Below are 18,785 nucleotides of genomic sequence, written 5' to 3'. Positions count from 1 at the left end.
TCCCCCGACCAACGAACTCCGGAAAGGGGCTACTGATGAGGACCGTTATCGCCGCGGGGATTCTGGTGGCAGCCGGCGGATTGATGAGCACCGCGGTGGGTTTGGCCAATGCGGACGAGGTGCAGGTGGAAGGCAGCTATGCCACCGAGGCCGCCTGCCAGGCCGACGGCCCGCACGTCGAGATCACCCACAACGACGGCGCGTACACGCACTGGGACTGCCGCCAAGGCTCTGACGGACTCTGGAACCTCTACCTAAGCAATTCCGGCGCTTAGAACACCCGCACCCAGTCGACCAGCATGTCCGACGGGTAGTTGCCGGCAGCGGGGTCACCGCCGCCGGACCCGCCGACCGCGAGGTTCAGCACTGGGAACACGGTGTAGCCCGGGTCATTGAACGGCCATTCCTTGAAGGGCTCGTCCAGGTTCTCGATACCGGTGGCCGGCACCGAGAAGTAGGGCGCCGCGCCCTCGGTGTAATCCACCCAGAAGTACATGCCGGTGACGTCCCAGCGGACCCGCCAGTTGTGCCAGGCGCCATCCACCCCGATCGGGTGCGTCTCGAACGCGGTGCCGTCCGGGTTGGCGTGCACGGTGGTGCCGGAGGGCCAGGTGCCGTTGCCGTACCACTCGATCAGGTCGATCTCGCCGCTGCGGCCGGGATCGTCGTTGGACAGCCACCAGGCCGGCCACATACCGGGCCCCAGGCAGTTCATCTTGATCCGGGCTTCCCAGGTGGTGCCGACGCCGCCACGCCACAGCCCGTGCACCAGACCGCCGAACACCCCGCCGCCGTCGCGGGTGGCCCGCAGCACCAGATTGGAATTGCCGTCCAGGAACACGTTCTGCCGGCTGTCGCGGTACTGCCCCCAGAATTGCGGCTGGTCGAAGCCGACCGGGTTCCTGATCGGCGTGCGGTTGGTGGACACCGACCATTTGGACGGGTCTGGCGCCGAGCCGGCCGGCCCGTCGAACTCGTCGTGCCAGATGAAGCCGCCGGAGGCGCCCGCGGCCGGCGCAGCCGGTGTCGGGCGGGACGGGCTGGCTCCCGCGACCGGAGCCGGTATCGCGGCTGCCAGTGCGCCGAATCCCGCCATCATGATCATGCGGCGACGGTCCATCTGAGGCATGGCAAGGAAGATAGCAGCCCGCCTGGCGATGCGCGGACTCCGCCGACGCGTGGCGCAATACCTGGAGGTCAGCGACGGTGTGTCGGCCGACCCCGGGCCGGCTCAGCCCGGATCGCTCACCTTGACCAGCGTCTTGCCGATGTTGGCCCCGGTGAACAGTCCGTTGAGCGCGTCGACGCAGGACTCGATGCCCTCGAAGATGGTCTGGCGGTGCTTCAGGCGGCCCTCGGACTCCCATTGACGCAGGTTGGCGAAGGCCTCGTCGAAGCGCCCCCACTGGTCCAACGCGTTGAACCCCTGCATGAGCGCGGTCTTGGACAGCAAGTTCACGTAGTTGGCCGGGCCCGGGTGCTCCCCCGTCAGGTAACTGGAGATGACGCCGCACAGCACAACCCGGGCTCTGGGGGCCAGCCTGCCGAGCACTGCGTCGAGGATCGGTCCGCCGACGTTGTCGAAGTAGACATCGACGCGGCGCGGGCAGTGCTGTTTGAGCGCGGTCGGCAGGTCGTCGTTCTTGTAGTCGATGCAGGCGTCGAAACCGAAATCCTGCACCACCGCCCGGCACTTGTCCGGGCCGCCGGCGATGCCGACCACCCGGGCGCCGGCGATCTTGGCGATCTGCCCGGCCACCGAACCGGTGGCGCCGGCCGCGGCCGAGACCACCACCGTCTCCCCGGGTTGCGGCCGGCCGATGTCGGTCATCCCGAAGTAGGCGGTAGCACCGGTGGGCCCGTACACGGACATGATCGCCAGTTGGTTGTCCTCACCCGGGATCGGCGTGCTGAACACGTCGTCGCGAATCAGGACGTACTCCTGGAAGCCGGTGAGCGTGGTGACGATGTCGCCGACAGCGTAAGCGTCGCAACGTGTTTCGACGACCTGGCCGATCCCGGCGGCGCGGATCACCTCGCCGATCTGCACCGGCGGCAGGTAGCTGGGCTGGTCGTCGAGCCAGGTCCGCACCGCGGCGTCCAGCCCGACGTAAGTGGTGCGCAGCAACGCCTCACTCGCGGCGGGTTCCGGTGCCGGGCGGGTGACCAGCTCGGTGTCCTCGGGCCGGACCAGCCCGGTGGGACGGCGGCGCAACACGATTTGACGATTCGGCAACTCGGGCACGCCGCCGAGCCTATTCCCACGTGCGGCGGGTGTGGGAGCATCTCGGCATGAACTCAGCTGAGGATCCGGAAGCCCGGATCCGCGAGTTGGAGCAACCGCTGGCCGACACCGCGCGGGCATCCGAATCGGGCGCCGCGGGCGGCTACAGCTATCCACCGCCGCCACCCGGGCCGATGCCGCCGCCCTACGGCTACAACACGCCGTATCCCGGCACCGCGCCCAGGACGTCGTCCGGAATGCGCTGGTTCTGGATTCTGGCCGCCGTCGGCGTGCTCGGCGTGTTGGTCCTGGTGGGCGGTATCGCCGCCTACGTCGCCCGTCAGGTGTCCGAGAGCGAACCGGCCGGCCCGGCCGAGACGACGGCGGTGAGCACCGCGCCCGGCGCAACGCGGGGCAATCCGCCCACCGGCAAGACCCACGCACCAAGCGCGGGACCGACGTCCTCAGCGGCCGTCCCGGCCGCCGAGCCGGTCATCATCTCCGGAATCAACGAGAACCGCTCGGTCAGCTGCGACGGCAACGAGATCACCGTCAGCGGCATCTCGAACACCGTGACAATCACCGGTCACTGCGCCACGGTCACGGTCTCCGGCCTGCAGAACATCGTCACCGTCGAGACCTCCGACGCCATCGACGCGTCCGGACTGAACAACAAGATCACCTACCACTCCGGCTCGCCGAAGATCAGCAAGTCCGGCAGCAACAACGTGGTCGAACAGGGCTGAGCGCCGGCTCAGTCGGTCGAGTCGCCGGCCGCGTCGTCGGTGTTCGGATCGTCCAGCACGCTGACCGCGATGCCGTACGGCAAAAACCGCACCTTGCGTTTGGGGTCGGTGTTGTTCTTGTTGGCGCGCAGTGCATCGAGTTCGGTTGCGTAGACCTGCTCGACCCGGGCGTCGCCGCCGGCATCCACCGAGTAGATCGCCCACACTCCGTCACCGATGTCGCCGGTGGTCTCCGGCTCCGGGCGGGGGCGCCGCGACGACGACAAATCCTCGAAGAGCGCCGACCAGCCCGATCGGGCGCCCGGGCCGCCGACGAATTTGCCGATGCGCTCGAAAGCGTCGCGCAGTCCCTCGGCACCTTCCCTGAGCACCCGGTCGAAGTCGTCGGGGTCGAAGCCGAATCCGCCACCTGAAGAACCACTGCCGCTCACGCGACCTCCTAAGTCGAAAGGGTTACCACCCAGTCTGCGCTCATCCGGCGGGTTGTGCCACGTGCCCGCCCGGCGTCATGGTGCCGGCGCCGGCGGGGCCGGCGGCGGGGGCGGCGGGTTGATCGGAATCGGGATCGAGAAGAACGGCAGGTGCAGGTAAGCCGTCATGACCGGCGTCGGCGCCGCAGGTGCCGGAGCCGGCGGCGCGGGTGCGGCCGGGGGCGGCGCTGATGGTGGCGGAGCCTGCTGCACCGGCGTCTGCACCGGCGGGGGTGCCTGGCGGGTGGGCTGCCTGCGGGGCTGGGGCGCCATGTTCACCGGGGCCTGGGCAGGTTTGGTGACCGTCTGCACCGGCGGCGCGGCGACCGGTGGCGGAGCTGCGGCCGGGGCCGGTGCAGCCACCTCGGTCGGCGGCGCCGCGGCCGGAGGCGCACTCGAGGCCGGTGCCAGCACCTGCGCCGGCAGCTCGGTGGCCGGTGCCCGCAGCGGCGGCGTCTGCACAATCGAGCGCGGGGCGGACTCCTGCGCCGCGGTCGGGCGCACATCGCCGGCCAGCGACATCACCAGCATCCCGCCCACCACGGCGGCGATGCCGGCCGCCGCGCCACTGACCAGCGCCAGCGGCCGGTGCCGCGCGAACAGGCCAGTCGCCGCGGGGTCGTGCTCGATGTCGCCCGCGTCGTCCACGGCGCTGTAGGCCAGGGAACCCTCGTCGACGCCGGCCATCGCACACACATCGAGATAACTGGGGGTCAGTGCGCGCGAGTTCACCTGACCGGTGCCCGGGTCCAGCGCGTAGGCCAGCGCCGCGGTCGACGCCGCGAACAGCGGCGCGTTCGCCGAAGCCAGTGCGGCGCCGCGGGCCAGTGCCATCTCCGGCTCCTCGGCAATGCTGACCACCAGCGACGTCACCGCTTCCAGGGTGGGTTTGACGGCGACGACGTCGACACCGCACCCGACGAGGAACACCCCGTCGGCGCGGGATCCCGGCCCGTCGAGCCCGGCGACCATCGTCACCAGCTCGGCTGCCAGGGACTCGCGTAACGGCTGGCGGTGCAGGTCGACGATCGAGCCGTCTGCGACGTCGATGACGGCCAGCGTGGCGCTGTCGGTCTCGACGAACAGCATCGCGATGTGGCGGTAGTCGAGCGCGGCACCCACCGTCTGCGCCAGCGCGGCCGCGGCGAGCAGCGGAGACACCAGCATCACGCCAGTGATGTCGCGGGCAGCGAGTTCGGTGCGCAGCGCGGGAACCTGGCCGGGGTCGGTCCAGGTGACGCCGGTCGAAGTCAGTCGGCAGCCACCCTCGAGCGCGCCCTCACGGGTTCCGATCAGCGCGTCGACCGCTTGCGCCGCCGGTGACGAGGAGACTTCGATGCTCTCTTCTTCGACGGTGACGCCGTCGGCGTTGACCCCTTCGATCAGCAGCATTCGGACTGCCGAGGGCTCCATCGATACCCCGAGGACGATGTCCATAACCCCTCCAACCCCTCCAAGCCGTCGAGCTCGTTACAGGGTCTAGGCGAACCACCCACCGCGCGGCCGCCGTCGACAACATTTCGCCCCACGTGGGAGCGACCGGTTTTAATTGGCCTATATGCAGTTTGCCAGCTAAAAGCCTACCCGCGCACGGAGGGGACGGCTATGTGGGCAGGGTCGTCCGCTAGGGACTGCCCGGGGAGGAGAACGGGTTCTGCGGACCCGGGTCCGGCGGGACCTGGTTCTGCGGGACCTGATTCTGCGGGGCACCGTTGGCCGGCACCTGAATCGGGATCGGGACCGGCAGCAGCGGCACGTGTAACCACTGGGTGGTCATCCGCACCGACGACGGCGATTCCGACGGGCTCGGCGCCTCCGCCGCGCTGGGCGCCTCGGCCGCACTCGGTGCCTCCGCCGCCAAGGCCGGCGCCGTGGTGAGCGGCGTCGTGGCCGCGGGCGGCCGGGTGGTGGTTACCGGCGCCGGTCTGGTGGTGGTCATCGACGGCACCGGGGGTGGCGGTGGCGGTGGTGGCGGCGCCGGTGTGTCCGCACTCGGTGGCGGCACCGGGCTGGGGACCACCGCCTGGCTGGGCGGCGGCAGCGGGCTGGGTTCGACCGGAGTGGCCGGCAGCGGGTTAGGCAGCGTGGCGCTGGGGGATGGCGGTGTGGGTACTGCGCTGGGGACCACCGGAGCCTTCTGCGGCGCCTGCCGGTGTTCGATGGCGGTCAAGGTGATGGCGACCCCGCCGATCGCGGTCATAGCGACCGCGGCACACAACCCGATGAGCACCTGCGACAACCGGAAGCGGCGCCACGGCGGTTCCCTGGGCGGGTCGATCACGTTCAGCCGCATCGAGAAGCAGGGGCCGTCCTCGTCGTAGGACTCCTTCTCGAACCGGGTCAGCACTTCCGGAAACTCGGTTTGCGACCATGCCAGCTCGCGGTCGGTCAGCGCATCATGATCGATCACCAGCAGGTCGCCGGCCGGCCGGTCGATCAGGCTGGTGCCCAGTGCCGCGATCGCCCCGGAATTCCTGGCCGGCATCCCGATCGACGTCCGGGTCCGCAGGTCCAGCAGGTCGCCGCGGTCGGCCAACAGCAATGCACCCTGCGCCGCGGCGCACACCGGCTGCGAGGCGGTCAGGATCGGCAACCGGGTGTGCACCGAAAGTCGCTGGGCCACAAGCGGGATGCTGGCGCCGCCGCCGACGGTGACCAGCGCGGCCAGGTCGGCGAAGCAGGAGTTGTTGCGCGCCAGCATGTCGTCGAATGCGTAGATGAACCCGGTCAGCCGGTCTTGGATCAGGTCCTCGAACGTGTCCCGGGTGAGCTCCACAGTGGTATCGGACCCGGCCAGCTCAACGGCCAGTTCGGTAACAGCATCAGCGGACAGCCGCTCCTTGGCCTCGCGGCACTGCACCCGCAACTTGTTCAGTTGACCCACGGCGGCGGTGCTGCCCGGATCGGCGTCCTGGTGACCGAGGGTGTCGATCACGTGCAGCAGCAGGGCCTGATCCAGCTGGTTGCCGGAAAAATCCTCGTAACGCATTGTGGCGCCGACAGGTTCGAAATCGTCCTTGGTGTCCAGCAGGGTGACCTGCGTTCCCGAGCCGCCGAAATCCAGCAGCCCCACCATGCCGGCGGACGGTAGTTCCGTCTCCGATTTCACCGCGGTCAGCGCCGCTGTCGCATCGGACACCAGGCGCGGGGCCATCCCACTGCGGACGAAGCCGACGTGCGTTCGCAGTGCGTCGCGCAATGCCTGCACGGTGCTCGGCTTCCAGTGCGCGGGAACGGCGATCGCAATCTCCGCGCAACTGGAATCGGCCCCGATCGCGACCACCATGGCCTCCAGCGCCTCGACCGTCAACAGGTCCGGGTCGTGCGCAGAGCCGTCCGGTGCGAGCAGCGCGACCGAATCGCCGATGCGTTCCACGAAGCTACTCATCGGGATGCCCAGCGCGGGCGTGCTCGAATCCGCCTCGGGCGGAACAAGTTTCGGGGCGCAGTGTGGATACAGGGTGAGCACGGCACGACGGGTCACGGGGGACTTCCCGTTCACCGCCGCGACCAAGTTCATGGTCCCGATCGACAACCCCAGCGGGTCGAACATATGGCGAATACTTTCGTCGACAGGGTCGGTGGCCAGCGCGTCAACCATATCCGCGACGACCGAATATGGTTCGGCACCAACCTCATTGGTATAGCCTCGTAGCCGTGTCGTCATCGAAAAGGTATGAGCGGCACCCTTGACAGAACCCACCGGGACCGGGGACTCCGCACCGGCACGGCAGCGATGTGCTGCAATGACCAGGTGAGCCTTGAAGAAGACGTGGTAACCCGGATCGCCGACGTCGAAGCGATCAAACAGGTCAAGTACCGTTACCTGCGCGCGATGGACACCAAGAACTGGACCGAGTTCGCCGACACGATGACCGAGGACATCGTAGGCGCCTACGGGTCCTCGCTGGGCAAGGAATTGCACTTCGACAACCGCACGGACCTGGTCGAGTATCTGAGCTCGGCGATGGGGCCCGGTGTGGTCACCGAGCACCGGGTGACGCATCCGGAGATCACCGTGACGGGTGACACCGCGTCGGGCATCTGGTACCTGCAGGACCGGGTCATCGTCGCCGAGTTCGACTTCATGCTGATCGGTGCGGCTTTCTACCGGGACTCCTACCGGCGCACAGCCGCGGGATGGCGGATCAGCGCGACCGGCTACGACCGCACCTATGAGGCGACGATGTCGGTGGCCGACCTCAAGTTCCACGTCACACCCGGCCGGGCCCGGGCCGATACGGCGGACTGACCCGAAAGCGTTGTGCTACTTCGCGATCGCGATGACGGCGCCGGGCCGCAACCACTTGATGATCGAGACCAGGGTGGCGTCGTCGATCGCCACGCAGCCCTCGGTGGGCCCGCCGTCAGTGGTGTGAAAGAAGAACGCAGCACCCCCACCGGGCACTTTGTTCTTGTTGACGCCCATCACCACCGAATGCTTGTACTGCGGAATCTGCAGATTCTCGCTTTCACCGGTGTTGAAGGGGCACTGGGCTTTCTGACACACCTGCATGGAGTTGAAGGTGGGGCTGTGGTCGTCGCCGCTCCACCAGTGGTTCGGCCCCACTTGCGTATAGGGAAGTCCGCCACCGGGATTCGGTGCGGTGCCGAATGCGGAGTCCAGGCTGTAGACCCCCATCGGGGTGGCCGGATAACCGCTCTTGGCCTGCGGTGCCATCCCCGCCGAACCGACGTGGGTGGGGATTCCGGTCTTCAGCGCCTGCCAGCCGGTCCCGGTGCGCTGGTAGATGTCCATCTTCGCGTTGGACCCGCCGGTGGAGACCACCGAAACGACCTGTGTCGCGTTGCCGACCGAGTTGGCGAACCACGGATTGCCGGCAGCCGCAGCGACCTGTGCGAACCCCGTGGCCCACACGACGGCGCACACCGCAGCACACAGCAGAGCAACCAGTCGGCGCATCGTTTCATCGTCAGACCGCCGCGGGTAAGGGTCAAGTAAAGGTTAAGGCCCGATTGGGTCACGCGGCCGTGACTCGGCATCCCCGACCGGCTCGGCCGTGCCCGGCCGGACGGGTCGAAACACCCACAGGCACAGCAGGAAATACACATAGCCCAACGCCAAGCCCGCGATCACGTCCGAGGGGTGGTGCACGTTGAGCGCCACCCGGGCCACACCGACGGTGAATACCACCAGACCGCCCACGGCGCCCGCGGCGACGCGCAGCCGCCGGCGTGTGCACATCGGCCACAACAGGGTCAGCAGCGCGAGCACGGTGGCCGTCGCCTCGAGGGCATGGCCGGACGGAAACGACGTCTCCCGGGCGACCACCAGTGCCGTCGACGGTCGCGGCCGGCCGGCCAGGCCCTTGGCCACCAAGGTCACGAACCCGTTGAGCGGTCCGCAGCACAACAGCAGCAGCGCCATGCGCGCCCGGCGCCGGGACAGCGCGATGACAGCCAGCGCGAATCCCAGCAACCGCAGCGGGACCGGCCCCAGGACGAAGGACACCCCGGCCCAGAACCACACCCAGCCGGGATGTGCCACGCCGATCTCGTGCGCCGGATTGAGCAGCGACCAGTCGAACGCGTGCAGCCAGCCCCACTGCCGGCGGTGCCCGACCCACAGCGCGGCGTAGAGGACCAGCGCCGCCACCGCCAGCCAAGTTGGCCACGACAGACGCCGGGTGATCGTCACGCCGGTCACCGCGACACCGGCACCAGGGTCGATGCGGGCCTGACGGAACCGCCCCATACTGGCGTCATGGCCGTGATTGTTCGTAAGTTGTTCGGCGTCGGCAAATTGCCTGCCGAGCTACGGGCTCAGCTCGACGGCGAGGGTTTGCTCCACCTGGCCGAGTGCATCCCGGTGACCAGGAGGTTCAGTGGCGCCATTCCGGGCATCCGGTCCCAGGGCAGCGTCGCCGGCTATGTCGGCGCACTGGCGTTCACTTCGCAGCGGGTGCTGGCGACGCTGTCGGTGGTGCCCAAGCTCGCCGGACGCGCGGTGGACGTGTGCTGGGACGCGGCCGACCGCGGAGCGGCGACCGCGGAGATCTCCGCGACGGGATTGCAATTCGACCTGGACACCGCCGCGGTCGACGAGCGGTTCCACGGGCATCTCTCGCTGCATTTCAAAGACACCATCGGCGAGGACGTGCTGGCCCGGCTGCCCCGGCGGTCGCTGGCGTTCGACGTGCCACCCGAGTACGTGTTCCGCGCGGTGGGCGTCAGCTACAGCCCATAGTTCCTACGATGGCGGGGTGACCGATCACGCGTTCACCGTGGCAGAACGCCGTGCCGTATACCGCGCGATCGCCGAGCGACGGGACATGCGCCGCTTCGTGGCCGGCGGCGAGGTGCCCGAGGAGGTGCTGACCCGGCTGCTGCACGCTGCGCACGCGGCCCCCAGTGTGGGCCTGATGCAGCCGTGGCGTTTCATCCGGATCACCGAAGACCGGTTGCGCCGGCGCATTCACTCGCTGGTCGAGGCGGAACGGGTACTCACCGGTGCGGCACTGGGCCCGCGGGAAGCCGAGTTCCTGGCCTTGAAGGTCGAGGGCATCCTGGACTGTGCTGAGTTGCTGGTGGTGGCGCTGCCCGACGGACGGGCCGCGCACATCTTCGGCCGGCGCACGCTGCCGCAGATGGACCTGGCCTCGGCCTCGTGCGCGATTCAGAACCTGTGGCTGGCGGCGCGGGCCGAAGGCCTGGGCATGGGTTGGGTGTCGTTGTTCGACCCGCAGCGCTTGGCCGGGCTGCTGCAGATGCCCCCCGGCGCGGAACCGGTGGCGATCCTGTGCCTGGGACCGGTACCGGAGTTCCCGGACCGGCCCGCGCTGGAACTGGACCGCTGGGCGGTGGCGCGCCCGTTGCACGAGTTCGTCGCAGTGAACCAATGGAGTCCGGCGCTGCCCGTGGAAGGGCCGGCAGGAGGGTGAGGCCACGTTGACCGAGGCGCACGCAGCACAGAACCGGCAGAACATCCTGCTGGTGCACTGGCACGACCTGGGACGTCACCTCGGGGTGTACGGCCACCCGGACGTATCGAGTCCGCGGCTGGATCGCCTTGCCGCCGAGGGCATTCTGTTCACCAGGGCGCACGCCACCGCGCCACTGTGCTCGCCGTCGCGCGGGTCGCTGTTCACCGGTCGCTACCCGCAGAGCAACGGCCTGATCGGCCTGGCGCACCACGGCTGGGAATACCGCGGCGACGTGCGCACCCTGCCCCAATTCCTGGGCGAAGCAGGCTGGTACTCAGCCCTCTTCGGCATGCAGCACGAAACGTCGTATCCCAAGCGGTTGGGGTTCGACGAGTTCGACGTATCCAACTCCTACTGCGAGTACGTGGTGGACAAGGTCGGGCAGTGGCTGCACGAGTGGGTGCGGGACCGTACCGCCGACACCGTCGGGCGGCCCTTCCTGCTCACGGCGGGGTTCTTCGAAACGCACCGGCCCTACCCGCACGACCGGTACGAGCCGGCGGACAGCGCGGCCGTCGAACTACCCGACTACCTGCCCGACACACCCGAGGTGCGGCAGGACCTCGCCGATTTCTACGGGTCGATCAGCACCGCGGACGCCGCGGTGGGCACGATATTGGACACGCTTGCCGACACCGGGCTGGACACCAACACCTGGGTGGTGTTCTTCACCGACCACGGCCCGGCGTTCCCGCGGGCGAAATCCACCCTGTACGACGCGGGTACCGGCATAGCACTGATCGTCCGGCCACCCACCGGGACGGCGGTGACTCCGCGCGTCTACGACGAGTTGTTCAGCGGCGTCGATCTGCTGCCCACCCTGCTGGGTCTGCTGGGTGTCGACGCGCCCGCCGACATCGACGGCATCTCACATGCCGATGCGCTGACCGCGGCGGACGCGCACGCACCGGTGCGCGACCACGTGTACACCACGAAGACCTACCACGACTCGTTCGATCCCATTCGGGCCATCCGCACCAAGGAATACAGCTACATCGAGAACTACGTCCCGCGCCCGCTGCTGGATCTGCCGTGGGACATCGAGGCCAGCCCGTCGGGACTGGCCATCGCCCCGTTGGTCACCGCACCCCGCCCGGAACGCGAACTGTACGACCTGCGAGCCGATCCCACCGAGACCACGAACCTGCTGGCCGGGGCGAACGGCGGCGGCGAACGGAATTCCATCGCGGCGGATCTCGCCGTTCGGCTGCATGATTGGCGTCAGCGCACCGGTGACGTGATTCCGTCGGACTTCGCCGGCACCCGCATCGCCGAGCGATACACCGAGACCTACCTGCAGATCCATCGCACCCCGGCCACCAGCCGGTCGGCGATCGCGGTGGACCGCGGCATCGAAGACGAGGTCGAGCCCGGGCTAACGACCTGAGCGGGCGGCGCCACCGACCTGGGCCACCAGGAACACCCGCCGGAACGGAAAGATCGTCGTGCCGTCGGGCCGCGGCGGGTATGCGTCGTCCAGCAGCGGGACGAGTTCGGCGCGGAACTGCTCCCAGCCCTCGTCGTCCAGGCGTTCGCGCACCGGCACCAACGCGGTGCCGGTGATCCACTCCAAAACCGGGTGCGCACCGGTCAACTGGTGCAGGTAGGTGGTCTCCCAGACGTCGACCCGGCAACCGGCGTCCATCAGCAGATCGGCATAGTGCGACGGCGGCTGCACCACGGCACCCACCCGAAACGGGATGTCCCGCATGATTTTTGCGTACGGCTCACGACGCGCCAGGGCCCGCACCACGGCGTGTGACGGCGTCTCGAAGTTCCCCGGCACCTGCACGGCGATCCAGGATCCGGAGGGCAGCTGTTTGGTCCACCGGACCAGCAATTCGGAGTGCTCGGGCACCCAGTGCAAGGCCGCATTGCTGACCACCACGTCGGTGTCGGGCTGGGGCTTCCAGTTGCGCAGGTCGCCGGTGGTGGCATCGATTCCGCGTTCCCGGGCGGCCGTCACCATTTCCGGGGAGCTGTCGATCGCCTCGATCACCGCGCCGGGCCAGCGTTTGGCGAGGTAGCGGGTCAGATGACCGGGACCGCAACCCAGGTCGACCACCCGGCGGGCCCGGTCGGCCCCGACCCGGGACAGCAAGTCGTAGAACGGACGGCTGCGATGATCGGCGAAAGCCAGGTAGACATCGGGATCCCACATATCGGTCCTCCTGATCGACACCGTCGAGCGTGTCCGGGTGTGTCTTAGACAAACCGTATTACCGGACCCCACCACACATCGCAGCAGCCGGGGGGAAATTGTCGATATCAACGGGGTCGTTTCCCACCGCGGTCACCGACCGCGCCCGAGTTACGATCGGCGAGATGTCCGAGATCCCAGAGGTGACCGCCGAGGCGGATCCGATCAGCCCGCCGGTCCCGGTTCCCGATGTGCCCGGGGCCGACGCCACGGTCGAGGGACTGCCCGCTCGCTCGGCACTCTCGCTGCGCCAGCGCCTGGTGGTGGAGGCCTCGGCGATCGGCGATGTGGCGCTGCGCACCGCGGCGTCCTCGCTGCTGGCCACCACGGTGGCGCCGGCCGTGGTCAGCGCCAACCTGCGCCGCGTCAATTCCGCCGGTGAACGCAGCAACCTGAGGTTCTATGCCGAACTCGGGGCCGAGCAGGATCCACGCAAGTCGTTCCCGGCGCCGGCGGCACCGCCGCAGAACGTGCGACGGCAGCCCAGCCGGCTCGCCGAACGGGTCGCGCTGGCCACCATCGACAACATCGCTTTCCCCAGCAGCTTCCGGGCCGTCAACCCCGCGCTGCGCAAGCGGTGGAGTGCGTTGTCCGCCAACAACATCGTGCACGCCCAGCATTGGCGGCACGACGACGGGCCGCGACCGACGCTGTGCGTGATCCACGGCTTCATGGGTTCGTCGTACGTGTTCAACGGACTGTTCTTCTCGCTGCCCTGGTATTTCCGGTCCGGTTACGATGTTTTGTTGTACACCTTGCCTTTTCACGGCAAACGGGCCGAAAGATGTTCACCTTTCAGCGGTTACGGCTACTTCGCCGGCGGGCTGAGTGGCTTTGCCGAGGCGATGGCTCAGGCGGTGCACGACTTTCGCTCGGTCGTGGACTACCTGCAGGGCACCGGTGTCGAGCGGATCGCGCTGACCGGACTGTCACTGGGGGGCTACACGTCGGCCCTGGTGGCCTCGGTCGACGACCGGCTCGAGGCCGTCATCCCCAACTGCCCCGTCGTCACACCCGGCGATCTGTTCGCCGAATGGTTCCCGGCCAGCACCCTCATGGGCCTGGGTCTGCGACTCACCGGCATCAGCCGCGCGGAACTCAGCGCCGGCCTGGCCTATCACGGTCCGCTGAACTACCAGCCGCTGCTGCCCAAGAACCGCCGGATGATCATCACCGGCCTGGGCGACCGGATGGCACCGCCCGAGCACGCGGTGGCGCTGTGGGAGCACTGGGACCGGTGCGCGCTGCACTGGTTCCCCGGCAGCCACGTGCTGCACGTCAGCCAGCTGGACTACCTGCGCCGGATGACGCCGTTCCTGCACCAGTTCATGTACGACTGAGCCGTCAGTTGCGCCCCACCGCGATGACCTGGGTGGCGGCCTCGCTGTTGGGCGCGCGGTGCGCGCCGGCGGCCCGCGTGGTCCAGGCCAAGCCGGCCAGCAGGTCGGCGGGTTCTTCGGTGTGCCCGGCGAGGCGCTGCGTGGACAGCGGATCCAGGGCCGCCAGCGCCGGCCGTTGGTTCCCGCGTTCCAGGGTCAATCCGGCTGCGGGTGCCGCGCTGCCCGGCGCCTGATCGGTCCGGAACGCGCACGCCGCGGCAACCGTGTACGGGCTGCCGTGGCCGCCGCGCGCAATCTCCAGCGCCGACCAGGTCTCGCGCGCTGCCTGCGCGCGCACCTCGCTCAACACCTCGGCCAGCTCACCGTCAACCGTAACCCGGTATGCTGCAACATAATCCGATGCGCCCAGCTGCACCGCACGCCACGTCTCGCGAGTTCCCTTCCCGGCCGGCGCGGGCAGCAGTTCCGGAACGTCCTCGGGCACCACCGTGGCGGCTTCCCACCCGATTTCGCGCAGGTGGTCGGCGAGGCGGCGGGCGGCCACCTCAGCAGTCTCGTGCAACGGGATCCGCGACGACCGGGCCTGCAGTGCCGCCAGGTTGTCCACGGCGGACAACGTCAGACCGATCCAGGTCTCCCGGCGGCCGGAGGCAGTGTCCCGGTTGGTGATCCGGATGCTGTCCGCGCGGATGCCGTAGCAGTCCAGGTAACCGGCGATCAGCGGCAACGGCAGCGCGTCGGACTCCGAGGGGCCCGGACCGACCCGCAGCAGGGCCGTGGTGCGGGTGTCGGCGTCCGGGTCGGGCGCCGGACCGCCGCCCCGAAGCAGGATCGCCAGCCGGCGACGCAGGATCGTGGTGAAGTACAGCCCGCGCCAGCGGCCGAACAGCAGAATCAGTGCGACGACGGCAATGCCGATCAGCAGGTAGGCACGGGAGGACTGCCAGGGATAGGCCATGACGGCGGGCACCGCGGCCAGCAGGGCCAGGGTGATCCGGCCACTGCCCGGCTTCCAGGTGGATCCGGTGAGTCGGCTCACGGGGTGGGCTCCTTTCGGCGGCGCACTACCGCCACCGTTGCGGCGGTGACTATGACGAGCAACGTCAGCACGCCGGCTCCGGTCAATGCGACGTTGCGGGGGGTGGTGTCCTCGGCGGCCGGTGGCGGCGGCACGGTGACCGGCCGCACCGACGGCGGCGGGTTCGCCGGTCCCTCGGGCAACTGCCAGGTGAGGGCCGCTACCGGATCCAGGGTGCCGGCGCCGACGACGTTGGACGGGTCTCGGGGACCGTTCTGCGCGGTTGCGGTGAGGCGGCGCACCACCTCGCCGGCCGGCAGTCCGGGATACTTCGCGCGCACCAATGCCGCCGCGCCCGAGACGTAGGCGGCCGCATAGCTGGTGCCGCTGAGCGCGATCAGCTGCTGGTGGTCGTCGGGCAACCCGTTGGCCAGGCCGCCACCGTCACCGTTGCTCACCGACGCGATGTTCTCACCGGGTGCGGCGATCCCCACCCACGGTCCGGACATGGTGAACTTCGACGGACGGCCGTCGGAGCCCACTGAGGCGACCGACAGCACATACGGCTGCCACCAGGACGGCACCGAGACCGACCGGACGCCCGCCCAGTTGCGCGGGTCGTTGGGCCGGCTCAGGTCGGTCAGCGGATTGGAGTCGCAGGACGTTCCGCCCGCGACCGAGCCGGTCGGCCCGGTGTTGCCGGCGGCGGCCACGATCACCGCGTCCTTCTCCACCGCCGCGTACTTGATCGCCGCGCCCAGCGCGGCCTGGTCGACCGGGCGATCTGCGGGCAGGCAGGTGATCGCGGAGATGTTGATCACCCGGGCGCCGCGGTCGGCGGCGTGCACGATGGCCCTCGCCAGCCCCTCGATGTCGATGGCGGCGCGCGCCGCGGCCGGATCACCGCCGGAGGTGCGCGGCGAGAACTTGGCCGATGTCACCCGGATGGACAGCAGCCGGGCCGCCGGAGCGACCCCGGAGAAGCCGTCGTCACCGGGCTGGCCGGCGACGATCCCGGCGACCAGGGTGCCGTGCCCGTCGCAGTCGGTCAGGCCGTCGGTGGACTCCACGAAGTCACCGCCGGCATCGACGTTGGTCAGCCGCGGCCCCGGCCGCACCCCGGTGTCGATGATCGCGACCAGTTGACCTTCACCGCGGGAGAACTGCCAGGCCGCCGGAAGATTCAGCGACGTCTGACTCGGGGTGGGGTTGCCCGCGTCGGTGCCCGGCATGACCCCGGAGACGCTGCACTGGCCGCGCTGTTCCATCGGCTGCACAGGTCCCGGGGAACCGCTGGGCGGTTGCGCGGCGGCGTCCACCACCGGCGGACTCACCGCCAGCGCCGGTGGCGCCGCCAGGCCCGCCTGCAAGGCCAGCAGGCTGGCTGCCAGGCAGGCTGATCCGGCACGCATCATCGATTGAGCACCCAGGCGAACAGCCCCACCAGGAACGCCATCACCGGGATCAGCGAGGCATCCAGACCCACCGCGACGAAGCCCAGCAGGCGACGCAGCGGCAGCGAGTAGCTGTCCGGCGCGGCGATGGCCGGGTTCAGGGCCACCACCACCCACGCCAGCACCAGCACGGCGAGCACCAGCACCGTCACGAGGGCGGCGACGTATCGGCCGGTCGCGGTGTAGTACACCAGCAGCACGGCGCCCACCAGGAAGGGCTGCGCGAGCAGCCAGGACTTGCAGGCCGCCGAATCCCACACCCGGGCCCGCAGCGTGGCCGCCAGCGAGGTCGCCACCACCACGTACCAGCCGGCGACGCTCAGCGTCTCGGGACGCAACGCGATGGCCACCGAACCGGCGACGCTGAGCAGCACGGCGGCGGCGATGAATCCGTTCTGGTGTGCGTCACCGATGCGCACCCGCCGCGGCAGATCCTCGAGCACCCGCAGCGACGGCGGAGCCGGCGACGGGTCACCCGGTGCCGGGATGACGGGCAGCGGGAACCGCGCCCACAGCGCCGAAAGCTGGGGCGCCTGAATGGTGATCAACAGCGCCGCGACAATCAGCCCGCAGCCGATCGTCAGAGTTGGTAAGTGCCAGAGCAATTCGGCACCGGCCGCCAATGCCACCGCCAGACCAACCACCGCCGTCGTGGTGAAGAATGCCGCGGCGCGCTCCCGCTCGGTGCTGGGCACGATCAGGGCGACCAGCGACCACGCGGCCACGCCGGCCGCGGCCAGCAGGATCTGGGCGGGTCCGAACCGGCCCGGCACCGCCAGCGCCAGCGCAGCCGCGATCGGCACCAGCGCGGTGATCGACAACGCGATCCCGGTGCGCGGGGAACGCGTCGTGGTCAGCAGGCCGGTGATGGCGATCAGTGCGGCGACCGCGCTGACCGCGACCAGACCCGCCAACGCCCCGGTGGCGACCCGGTGGGTGACCGACAAGCCGGTCGCCACCAGCGTCAGTACGAGGACCGCGGCCAGCGCGCCACGACGGATGTGTTTGATATCCCAGGGGTTTCGCCGCGACGTCGAAAAGATCATCGCCGCGTCGGCGATGTCCTCGACGATGCCCGGCGCCGCGGGACCGGCGGGCACCGGCTGCAGCGCCAGCAGATCACCGTCGACCACGCCGACGGTGTCCAGGCTGGCGTCCAGGCTGAACGGTGCGCCACCGATCGGCGCCAGGCTCAGGTGGGTGGCCGCCCCGGCGTCGGCGGACTCACCCGCATGCCCGTTGCCGGCCGCGGGAACCACCAGACGCTGTACCGCAGGCAGGATTTCGCGCAGCGGCAACTCGGCGGGCAATGCCATTTCCGTCAAACGACTGTCCGCGAGGATGGCGACGCGAACGATCGGCATGACGGTCCCGGCCGTCACTGGACCACCGAACTGTGTGGGGGCCGTTGCTGCAGCATCGTGCTCTCTTTCTGATTCATCTCTTGGGGTCGTGAATTGCTAGCTGGTCTGGGCGGAGAAGTCTCGGGCCAGCCGGTGCCCGGGGAACCACTCCCCGTCCGGCAGGTAGGAGGTCAGTTGTTCGATCGCCACGGCGGTGGCGAACGTCGTTCCGGGCGCGAAGGTCGAAACCCATTCGCCGTCGAACGCGCGGGTCGGGCTGACCAGGACCCGGCCCGCTGCGGTGTCGACCAGGCTCATGCCGACCTCAGTGGTGGTGTGCCGGCCGTCGCGGTTGCAGCCCGCGACGATCTCGACGTAACTGCGCGATCCGGCGAAGACCGACTCCACCACCGGTCGCGCCGAAGCCGGGATGCCCAGGTAGTCAAGGACTTCGGCTAGCGGAGCACCGGCGCGCAGCCGCTCGTCGGCCCGGGCCCCGACGCGGGTGGGCATGTTGAACTCGTCGAACCGGGCCGGCGGCCGGTTCGCCAAACCGACCCCCAGCACCGGGACCAGCGCCCGCGGGTCGTCGATGTCCATCGCCGTGAAGGTGACCAGCTGCGCGCTGCGCAGCGCGACCACTGTCTTACCGGCGCGCTGCGCCACGATGCCGCGCAGCATGTCGCCGGCGCCGTCGGGGCGGGTGGGTCCCAAGTACCGCAGATCGAGCCATCGGTCCGGGAAGCACACCACTTTGATCCAGCCGGCGACGCTCGGGTTGATGACCGCATCCGGCGTCATCAACCCCATCCGGGTCAGCTCGTCGCGCTGACGATCGAGAAACGCGGCTCGTTGCCCGCCATCACGGTAGGGCATGGTGATGGCGAGCACCCACGGAAAACTGCCCGCCCCAACGGTTTCCGCGATGAACCACGCCTGGTCGACCGTCAGCTCGACGGCATTGGGCGTCGAGTTCATCTAGGTCTGTCTCTGGTCCGGCTATGCGGCTGCTAGCCGCCCCACTTGGCGGCTTCGGCACCGTCGCT

Annotated in this window: 19 protein-coding genes; 7 read left to right on the top strand and 12 right to left on the bottom strand. The window is 69.4% G+C overall.

Annotated elements, in window-relative coordinates; translation table 11 throughout:
• Nucleotides 1–35 precede the first annotated feature (35 nt).
• Nucleotides 36–275, top strand: coding sequence for a hypothetical protein (locus AC5Y3Z_RS23425; protein WP_463828891.1), 240 nt, complete (start codon nucleotides 36–38; stop codon nucleotides 273–275).
• Here AC5Y3Z_RS23425 and AC5Y3Z_RS23420 read toward each other — a convergent pair.
• Together AC5Y3Z_RS23420 and AC5Y3Z_RS23415 are read right to left on the bottom strand one after the other, a co-directional pair.
• Nucleotides 272–1,129, bottom strand: coding sequence for a glycoside hydrolase family 16 protein (locus tag AC5Y3Z_RS23420; RefSeq protein ID WP_463828892.1), 858 nt, complete (start codon nucleotides 1,127–1,129; stop codon nucleotides 272–274). The two genes, AC5Y3Z_RS23425 and AC5Y3Z_RS23420, sit on opposite strands and share 4 nt — an antisense overlap.
• A gap of 102 nt (nucleotides 1,130–1,231) precedes the next feature.
• Nucleotides 1,232–2,245 (bottom strand): NADP-dependent oxidoreductase, encoded by a 1,014-nt coding sequence (locus tag AC5Y3Z_RS23415; protein WP_473140203.1) that lies wholly within the window; start codon nucleotides 2,243–2,245, stop codon nucleotides 1,232–1,234.
• Nucleotides 2,246–2,292: 47 nt separating this feature from the next.
• Here AC5Y3Z_RS23415 and AC5Y3Z_RS23410 point away from each other — a divergent pair, with 47 nt between their 5' ends.
• Nucleotides 2,293–2,970, top strand: a complete 678-nt coding sequence (locus tag AC5Y3Z_RS23410) for a DUF3060 domain-containing protein (protein ID WP_473140204.1) — start codon at nucleotides 2,293–2,295, stop codon at nucleotides 2,968–2,970.
• An 8-nt stretch (nucleotides 2,971–2,978) separates the two neighbouring features.
• On the opposite strand, the gene AC5Y3Z_RS23405 is transcribed toward AC5Y3Z_RS23410, so the two are convergent.
• The 3 genes from AC5Y3Z_RS23405 to AC5Y3Z_RS23395 form a co-directional block, all read right to left on the bottom strand.
• Nucleotides 2,979–3,401: an Rv0313 family protein gene (locus tag AC5Y3Z_RS23405; protein WP_473140205.1), complete on the bottom strand. Its 423-nt coding sequence runs from the start codon at nucleotides 3,399–3,401 to the stop codon at nucleotides 2,979–2,981.
• Between the two features lie 75 nt (nucleotides 3,402–3,476).
• Nucleotides 3,477–4,877, bottom strand: coding sequence for a DUF7159 family protein (locus AC5Y3Z_RS23400; RefSeq protein WP_473140206.1), 1,401 nt, complete (start codon nucleotides 4,875–4,877; stop codon nucleotides 3,477–3,479).
• Between the two features lie 187 nt (nucleotides 4,878–5,064).
• Complete coding sequence (locus AC5Y3Z_RS23395; protein WP_473140207.1) at nucleotides 5,065–6,993, bottom strand: Hsp70 family protein; 1,929 nt, start codon at nucleotides 6,991–6,993, stop codon at nucleotides 5,065–5,067.
• Nucleotides 6,994–7,176: 183 nt separating this feature from the next.
• Here AC5Y3Z_RS23395 and AC5Y3Z_RS23390 point away from each other — a divergent pair, with 183 nt between their 5' ends.
• Nucleotides 7,177–7,692: a nuclear transport factor 2 family protein gene (locus AC5Y3Z_RS23390; RefSeq protein WP_473140211.1), complete on the top strand. Its 516-nt coding sequence runs from the start codon at nucleotides 7,177–7,179 to the stop codon at nucleotides 7,690–7,692.
• Between the two features lie 15 nt (nucleotides 7,693–7,707).
• Here AC5Y3Z_RS23390 and AC5Y3Z_RS23385 read toward each other — a convergent pair whose 3' ends face one another.
• Together AC5Y3Z_RS23385 and AC5Y3Z_RS23380 are read right to left on the bottom strand one after the other, a co-directional pair.
• Nucleotides 7,708–8,364, bottom strand: a complete 657-nt coding sequence (locus AC5Y3Z_RS23385) for a L,D-transpeptidase family protein (protein WP_463828901.1) — start codon at nucleotides 8,362–8,364, stop codon at nucleotides 7,708–7,710.
• Nucleotides 8,365–8,406: 42 nt separating this feature from the next.
• Nucleotides 8,407–9,093 carry a phosphatase PAP2 family protein gene (locus tag AC5Y3Z_RS23380; RefSeq protein ID WP_473140212.1) on the bottom strand — a complete coding sequence of 229 codons (687 nt, stop codon included), beginning with the start codon at nucleotides 9,091–9,093 and terminating at the stop codon, nucleotides 8,407–8,409.
• Between the two features lie 72 nt (nucleotides 9,094–9,165).
• Between AC5Y3Z_RS23380 and AC5Y3Z_RS23375 the strand changes: the two genes are divergently transcribed.
• Genes AC5Y3Z_RS23375 through AC5Y3Z_RS23365 form a run of 3 tightly spaced genes read left to right on the top strand, consistent with a single transcriptional unit; the run spans nucleotide 9,166 to nucleotide 11,771 of the window.
• The gene (locus AC5Y3Z_RS23375) at nucleotides 9,166–9,648 is read left to right on the top strand and encodes a hypothetical protein (protein ID WP_473140208.1); all 483 of its coding nucleotides are present in this window, start codon (nucleotides 9,166–9,168) and stop codon (nucleotides 9,646–9,648) included.
• Nucleotides 9,649–9,664: 16 nt separating this feature from the next.
• Nucleotides 9,665–10,342, top strand: coding sequence for a 5,6-dimethylbenzimidazole synthase (gene bluB, locus AC5Y3Z_RS23370; RefSeq protein ID WP_463828903.1), 678 nt, complete (start codon nucleotides 9,665–9,667; stop codon nucleotides 10,340–10,342).
• A gap of 7 nt (nucleotides 10,343–10,349) precedes the next feature.
• Nucleotides 10,350–11,771, top strand: a complete 1,422-nt coding sequence (locus AC5Y3Z_RS23365) for a sulfatase family protein (protein ID WP_463828904.1) — start codon at nucleotides 10,350–10,352, stop codon at nucleotides 11,769–11,771.
• On the opposite strand, the gene AC5Y3Z_RS23360 is transcribed toward AC5Y3Z_RS23365, so the two are convergent.
• Entirely contained in the window at nucleotides 11,760–12,545 is a 786-nt protein-coding gene (locus tag AC5Y3Z_RS23360) for a trans-aconitate 2-methyltransferase (RefSeq protein ID WP_473140209.1), read from the bottom strand. The two genes, AC5Y3Z_RS23365 and AC5Y3Z_RS23360, sit on opposite strands and share 12 nt — an antisense overlap.
• Nucleotides 12,546–12,709: 164 nt before the next feature.
• Here AC5Y3Z_RS23360 and AC5Y3Z_RS23355 point away from each other — a divergent pair, with 164 nt between their 5' ends.
• Nucleotides 12,710–13,924, top strand: coding sequence for an alpha/beta fold hydrolase (locus tag AC5Y3Z_RS23355; RefSeq protein ID WP_463828906.1), 1,215 nt, complete (start codon nucleotides 12,710–12,712; stop codon nucleotides 13,922–13,924).
• Nucleotides 13,925–13,928: 4 nt separating this feature from the next.
• Here AC5Y3Z_RS23355 and eccE read toward each other — a convergent pair whose 3' ends face one another.
• The 4 genes from eccE to AC5Y3Z_RS23335 form a co-directional block, all read right to left on the bottom strand.
• Entirely contained in the window at nucleotides 13,929–14,963 is a 1,035-nt protein-coding gene (eccE, locus tag AC5Y3Z_RS23350; RefSeq protein WP_473140210.1) for a type VII secretion protein EccE, read from the bottom strand.
• Nucleotides 14,960–16,357, bottom strand: a complete 1,398-nt coding sequence (gene mycP, locus AC5Y3Z_RS23345) for a type VII secretion-associated serine protease mycosin (protein WP_463828909.1) — start codon at nucleotides 16,355–16,357, stop codon at nucleotides 14,960–14,962. The genes eccE and mycP overlap by 4 nt, the downstream gene beginning before the upstream one ends.
• Entirely contained in the window at nucleotides 16,354–17,760 is a 1,407-nt protein-coding gene (eccD, locus tag AC5Y3Z_RS23340) for a type VII secretion integral membrane protein EccD (protein ID WP_463828910.1), read from the bottom strand. The genes mycP and eccD overlap by 4 nt, the downstream gene beginning before the upstream one ends.
• Before the next feature lie 96 nt (nucleotides 17,761–17,856).
• Nucleotides 17,857–18,717, bottom strand: a complete 861-nt coding sequence (locus AC5Y3Z_RS23335) for an ESX secretion-associated protein EspG (RefSeq protein ID WP_463828911.1) — start codon at nucleotides 18,715–18,717, stop codon at nucleotides 17,857–17,859.
• Nucleotides 18,718–18,785: the final 68 nt, after the last annotated feature.

Source organism: Mycobacterium sp. NGS61, from assembly GCF_059812325.1.
This window is presented reverse-complemented; position numbering and strand designations above follow the sequence as displayed.